Raw genomic sequence first — 5,815 nt, 5'->3', positions numbered from 1 at the left:
GCCGCCCAACCCGCCGCCAGCCCGGCAGCCTTGCCGACCAGTGCGGCTGGCAGCCAGAACCCGAAGTAATAGGTCAAAGGGATGTCGCCAAGGGGGCTGTCCACCACGACCGGCCACGGTTGGGCCACCAGCATCTCGAAGATGGCGTTCCGCCAGGCGTGGTCCCAATGCTGGTAGGAAATGCCTCCGATTCCGGAGAAGATGACCCCCAATCCAAGGATCGCGAGAACCGCCCCTCCGACCAGGACGGTGCGACGGTTCCAAGCCGGCACCCACACCTTGGGTGCCTGGACCCACATTCGCCAGAACCCAAAACCCACGCCCGCAAGGATTGGCGCGAGCCACCACCATTTCAGCCAGCCCGCGAGAAAAAGAACGGCGGGGATGAGCAAATACACGTAGGCGGCGCGCACGGGCCAGGACGAAAGACGCCCAGCACCGGGGGCGGCGGGTTTCACCACCAGCACAGCGTAACTCAGACCACCAGCGCACCCGATCATCACCCGACGTTACTCGACCGCCGGGCTGGTCACAGCGTGAGGGAGGTGCTAACCAGCGACCTCGGGGTTCGGCCTGACCTATCGACAGGATGTTACGAAAGGGCCGTTTCACGCGGGTTTTCCTCCCGGCCGACACCCTTCGAAATTGATGGTCCGGCGTCTTGGCCGTCCGCCTTCATGGTCAACTCGGAGCTCTTGAACATCTCGGTACAGGGACCATGAACCGCGCCACCGCGAAGTATCCCGGAGACACCCGACCGGGGAGGTCGATGTGGAGGTGCCTTCCGAAGACTGACGGGTCCCGTTTCGGGAGCGGCACCGGGCGGGCCACAAGCAGGCGATGCGGGGCGAAGACGCCCTCGGCAGGCGTTGGGTGCCGCGCCCCGGCAAAGCCGCATTCTCATAGGCGCGGTGGCGGGGACTAGGGTCCCAGTCCCTCCCCAGCTTCAGCGGTAATCTACGAACCAGCCGCCGCCCCCGACGCATGACGGCGCGGCCCACGATCAACCGCCTAACGGCCATTTTGGCGGCCCGGCCCTTTCACAACGTCGGCCCGCCCGTTCCAAGCAGACTCAATGCAGAGCACCGGAGGCCACTAATGTCCAAGATCACGAACAAAAGAACGGCCGCAGCGACGGCCGCCACCGCCCTAATCATCACTCTCGGGATAGCGCCGAGCGACGACGGCGCGCAAGCCGCCATAACCCCTGCGGCAATGACATCCGCCGCGCCAGGCTCCGACGTCACCGACGGCTCGGGAGGCGCCGCCGACACAGGGGGGGAAGACGCCCCGAGCGGGTACCCGATCTCGGCAGCGTTGGTGCCGGTGTTCGAACAGGAGGCAAAAACGCTACTGGGCGACAGGCTGGTCGACATCAGCGTAAACCCGGACGCTAACCATTTCGTGGTTGGCGTTCACCAACTGCAAGCGGACGAGGCGAGTCAGATAGCTGCGGCGCTGGCCGAGGTCGCAGAGGCCGATGTTGTGTCCCGGCCGATCAAGGCGGAAGTGATCGACGCCGTGGCCGCAGCCGCAGCTGAGCGGTTCTTCGATCAGTTGCCGATAGTGCGGCCAGAATACGTGTCCGGAGCGATAGAAATCGCCGTGACGGCCGAATGGGTGGTGACCGTTCAAGAAGGTCTCAACGCGGAGCCCGTGAAGCTCGCGGATGGCTCATCCGCAGGGCAACAAGGTGTATCTGTGACCGTCGTTGAGGGGGGGCCGGTGGTGCCCGCCGACGGATTGACAACCACGCCGCTCAAGGCCGGCAAGAAAGTGGGCCTTCCCGGTGGGTCTTACTGCACGTCAAACGCGTTGGTCAAGAACAGCGGCGGGACGAAGTACACGTTGACCGCCGGGCATTGCGGCGACTCCGGCACGGCGGTGACATTCGCCGGGTCCGGTATCGGATCGATCTCGTACAGCTCCTACTACACAACAACGACAGCCATCGCTGGCGACGTCGCACGCTTTCCCGCAACATCTACAGAGGTAGCGCAGGTGTACATCGGCAACAACTCGTCGAGGTACACCACCAGCCAAGGTGCCCCCAGCATCGGCCTCGCTAACACGTGCTTCTTTGGCGCGAAGACCGAACTGGAGACTTGCGGTACCATAACGACCCTCAACCATACGGTGACCTACGGGGCGGATGGGGCCAGACCGGCTCATACTTTGGTCCTCGCCGAGATGGATCTCGGTTCGGGCAAAGCATGTAAAGGTGACTCAGGCAGTCCCGTGTATCAAAAAGCATCGGGGGGCGATGCTTCGATCATCGGAGTCCTCAGCGGTATCTTACTCGATATCGACGAAAACTGTGGACACAAGATGTATTTCACCCCGATTGCCACCGCTCTGAGTCTTTCGGGTACGTCGTCGTTGGTGTTGACCCCGGGTCTGAACGCGCCGCCGCCCCAGTCGCTGTCAACGCCGTTCGTCCAATTGATGGTTTCCCCGGATTTCACGTATGACAGCCGGGGCGAGATTGTGGTCGTGGACCAGGGCGGAAAACTGATCGCGTACCGCACCACGACTGCGGGAAGCACCTACGGGCTGACCGCGCCCGGGCAGATCGGCTCCGGTTGGCAACCCCTCAAGGCTCTGGCGGCCGGCGATTGGGACGGCGACGGGGTTTCGGGGGATTTCATCGCCATCGACTCGTCGGGAAACATGTACCTGTACAGGGGCGCGGGCGGGGGGCAGTTTGTCGCTGCGGCGCGTACCCAGATCGGATCTGGCTGGGGGCCATATGATCCCGCGGTGATGGGTGACGTAAACGGGGACGGGAAGAATGACATCATCGCTCGGAACACCTCGACCGGCCTGTTGTATCTCTATCCGGGGAACGGGTCGGGTGGGTTTGGGACCCAGTCTCAGGTCGGGTCCGGGTGGACGGCTCAGAGGCCATACGCTGCGGGCGACTTGAACGGGGATGGCAAACGTGATCTGTTGGGCCTGAATTCGATCGGGGAGCTGTTCTTCTATCCGGGGACCGGGTCCGGCGGCTTCGGCGGGTACACGCAGGTCGGGTCCGGGTGGACCGCTTTGACGTTGGCGTCGGGGGGCGTTTCGCTTGACGCTGGCTCCACACCGGACATCATCGGCCGGTACAATTCGAGTGGCGACTTATACTTGTTCACCGGCAACGGAGCAGGCGGGTATTCGCCGGCAGGAACTAAAATTGGAAACGGATGGTGAGAAAGCCTCAGTGAATCCGAACCTCACAGCCGACGGCCATTACGGGCCGCTGACCCACCGCTGGATCAAGCACATCGAGGTCTGGGGCGGAGGGTGCTCCTACGGGCGGACTCCCGCCTGAGGTAGGCGCGCGTTTGCTGAGCACAGGACGTGCCAAACCGGCGGCCACCTCCGTGAGCGCAAATGGTTCTGCGGGCGCGCCGGACGGGGGTGAGGAAGCGTCTATCGCGCAAGGCCCCATTTTGTTGCCAGATGACACTCCGCTGGGCAAGGCCTCGGCAGAGTCGTGGGGTTGGTGGGCGGCGCGCCGGTGGGGTTGGTGGGTGGACGCGGCCTGGGCCGCGATGTTCTGGGGTGATGAAACCGAACCCATCGCTGAGGGCCGCGTCCAATGGCGTCTTCCCCTGTCACGGCCGCCCGGGTCCGGTCGGGGACCCCGCGGGCGGCGAGTCTGGTCGGCTTGCTGTCCCTTGTGTCGGGCCCGAGGGCCCGCCGGGTGTGCGCGACCCGTTGGCCGACGTGCTGGCTTTGGCGTTGGGAGCCGTCGCGGCTGGCGCGAAGTCGCTGGCCGCGGTCGGGGAATGGGCCCAGGACGTGGGCGGGGAGGTGTTGGAACAGGTCGGGCTGGAAGGGCGCGCGCCGTCCGAGTCGACGATCCGGCGGGTTCTCCAAGCGTTGGACCCGCAAGCGGTCTCCGCCTTGTTCGGCGCGTGGGCGCAGGCCAGGTGGTACGAGACGGGCGGCCAAAAGGCGGTCGCCTTGGACGGGAAGACCGTGCGCGGCGCGAAGGGCGGCGCCGACGGCGCCCCGCACCTGGTGGCGGCCCTGACCCACGGCACGGGCTTGGTCATAGGCCAAGTCCAGGTCGCCGCGAAGACCAACGAGATACCCGCCGCCCGCCAGCTCCTCGGACTGCTGGACCTGCGCGGCGTGGTCGTGACCATGGACGCCCCGCACACCCAGGCCGAGACCGCCGAGCTGATCCTGGAGCGCGGCGGCCACCACGTGTTCACCGTCAAAGACAACCGGCCCACCCTGAAAACCCTCCTCGCCGGAATGGACTGGCGGCGTGCGCCCCGCCACCGGCAAACCGAACACGGCCACGGCAGGACCGCCACCCGCGAGGCCCAGGCCCTTCCCGCCCCGGACTGGGTCGACTTCCCCGGCGCGGCCCAGGTGCTGAAACCACACCGCCGGGTCACCCAGAAGACCGGGACCACCACCGAAACCGCCTACCTGATCTGCTCGCCGGCGCAAGCCCCGCCCACCGCCGTCGCCGAGTGGGTCCAGGGCCACTGGGGCGTGGAGACCAGGCTCCACTGGGTCCGGGACGTCACGTCCGACGAGGACCGCTCGCAAGCGCGGACCGGGAACGGGCCGACCACGATGGCCGTCCCGCGCAACATCGCCATCACAGTCCTGCGGATCCTGGGCTGGGCCAACATCGCCGCCGCCACCAGACACCACCAACGCGACCACCACCGGATCGGCAACCTACTCCTCGCCAACTAAACACGACTTTGCCGAGGCCTCGCTCCGCTGGGGCCCTATCGCGAGCTGATAAGACTGCCGACGGCGGGATTTGATGATCGGCTGGCAGAGGCAGTCAAGACGATCGAAGAGCAGGAAAAGTTGGTCGCGTCCTGTATCGGGAAGGCGGGGTTTGAATATTACCCGGTGCCGCATACCGGATCAAGGGTTGACGAGCCGCATGGTGGCCTGATGGGCACCTACGAGCTCGTGGTGCCGGTGCGCGACTTAGATCGCGACAGGGTGGCCAAGTGGGGGCATGGGGTCGACCCGAAACCGGCCGGAGAGATCGAAGTGTTCCCGAACCAGGAACCGGAGGTTGGCAAGACCAAGGCGCTCAACTCGGATTGCGTGGAAGCATTGAGTTCTTCTGCTGAGGAGGCGTATTGAGCGGCGATGTATGGTCCCGATTTCAATACGGAGGCCAGCCACGGCCAAGCCGTGAGGGGTTGCCGAGGCGAAGCGCAGGCGGAGACACCATTTGTTCAGCGGTGAGCGTTCGAGGGCGACTTCCGGGACGAATGCCGGGACTTGCTGGCGAAGATCTCAGACTTGACGCGTTGGGATGTGCATGGACCCCAGGTCGGTGGCGTTGGACAGGGAATGGGAGGAGTGCACCGCCCGGGGCATGGACTTCTCCGGCATGCGTTTTTCCAGGACGACCCCGGACGGGCAGGAGCAGATCCTCTCAAACGTGGCGCCACTGACTCGTCCGTCGCCCGGAGTGGCGATCGATGTCACACGCGGGCCTGGCACCAACGGAGAGCCCGTCGGCGAGGCCGGCGATTGGCTATTAAGGGGTTACCCGTCCCAGATCGAGGTGGCGTTGGCTGATTACGACTGCCGCCAAGAGACCCATTACATGGACCGGATTATGGAGATCCAGCGGGACGTCGAGCGTAACTGGTCAGGTGGTCTGGGGTAGGTATGGCTGCCGGGTGAAGACGCGGGTGAGTGCGTCGAATCCGTGGACGCCGTTCTTGGCGGCGGTTGACAGGTAGGAGCGGAGGCGGGCGAATTGGTTGGCGCCCTCGGCGGTGCGCAGCCCGCCGGACACTTTCATCCGGAGCTTCGCCATCCGCGGGTC

The 5,815-nt window shown here is 65.2% G+C and carries 6 protein-coding genes; 4 read left to right on the top strand and 2 right to left on the bottom strand.

From position 1 onward, the window contains the following. Positions 1-500: hypothetical protein (locus LBC97_16150; GenBank protein MDR2567548.1), on the bottom strand; the 500-nt coding region annotated here is incomplete at its 3' end. 598 nt (positions 501-1,098) lie between these two features. Here LBC97_16150 and LBC97_16145 point away from each other — a divergent pair. From LBC97_16145 to LBC97_16130, 4 genes are all read left to right on the top strand, one after another. Then, positions 1,099-3,198 (top strand): FG-GAP-like repeat-containing protein, encoded by a 2,100-nt coding sequence (locus tag LBC97_16145; GenBank protein MDR2567547.1) that lies wholly within the window; start codon positions 1,099-1,101, stop codon positions 3,196-3,198. 357 nt (positions 3,199-3,555) lie between these two features. Next, a complete protein-coding gene (locus LBC97_16140; protein MDR2567546.1) occupies positions 3,556-4,710 on the top strand; it encodes an ISAs1 family transposase in 1,155 nt (384 codons plus the stop codon). Between the two features lie 210 nt (positions 4,711-4,920). After that, positions 4,921-5,118, top strand: coding sequence for a hypothetical protein (locus LBC97_16135; GenBank protein MDR2567545.1), 198 nt, complete (start codon positions 4,921-4,923; stop codon positions 5,116-5,118). Between the two features lie 181 nt (positions 5,119-5,299). Beyond that, entirely contained in the window at positions 5,300-5,653 is a 354-nt protein-coding gene (locus LBC97_16130) for a hypothetical protein (GenBank protein ID MDR2567544.1), read from the top strand. Here LBC97_16130 and LBC97_16125 read toward each other — a convergent pair. Continuing rightward, a partial coding sequence (locus tag LBC97_16125) for an IS66 family transposase (GenBank protein MDR2567543.1) occupies positions 5,636-5,815 on the bottom strand: 180 nt, incomplete at its 5' end. The two genes, LBC97_16130 and LBC97_16125, sit on opposite strands and share 18 nt — an antisense overlap.

The organism is Bifidobacteriaceae bacterium, from assembly GCA_031281585.1.
GTDB lineage: Bacteria > Actinomycetota > Actinomycetes > Actinomycetales > WQXJ01 > JAIRTF01.
This window is presented reverse-complemented; position numbering and strand designations above follow the sequence as displayed.